Here is a 477-nt window from a genome sequence, read left to right as displayed (position 1 = left end):
GGCTACGTCGGTGCTAAATCACGTCAGCGCTGGCTGTTTTACGCGTATGACAGGATACGGAGGACGGTTGTGGCGCACGTCTTCGGTGAACGCACTCTGGCCACACTGGAGCGTCTTCTGAGCCTGCTGTCGGCCTTTGAGGTCGTGGTATGGATGACGGATGGCTGGCCGCTGTATGAATCACGCCTGAAGGGAAAGCTGCACGTTATCAGCAAGCGTTACACTCAGCGCATTGAGCGACATAATCTGAATCTGAGACAACATCTGGCAAGGCTGGGACGGAAGTCACTGTCGTTCTCAAAATCGGTGGAGCTGCATGACAAGGTCATCGGGCATTATCTGAACATAAAACACTATCAGTAAGTTGGAGTCATTACCAAGTTCCTGATATTACCGCCAACCGCCGCATTACCGCGCCGGGTTACTGGTTTTACCGCAATGATGAATTTGTCTTTGACTACAGACTCAAAGCGGAAG

The 477-nt window shown here is 51.8% G+C and carries 2 pseudogenes; both read left to right on the top strand.

Annotated features, from left to right (window positions below):
• A pseudogene (locus tag BGK49_RS17605) lies at positions 1-363 on the top strand (IS1-like element IS1X2 family transposase); the annotation flags it as partial.
• A gap of 14 nt (positions 364-377) precedes the next feature.
• Positions 378-477 (top strand): annotated as a pseudogene (locus BGK49_RS30535) (tail fiber assembly protein); the annotation flags it as partial.

It is taken from the genome of Shigella sp. FC1544, from assembly GCF_001722145.1.
GTDB classification, from domain to species: domain Bacteria; phylum Pseudomonadota; class Gammaproteobacteria; order Enterobacterales; family Enterobacteriaceae; genus Escherichia; species Escherichia coli.
This window is presented reverse-complemented; position numbering and strand designations above follow the sequence as displayed.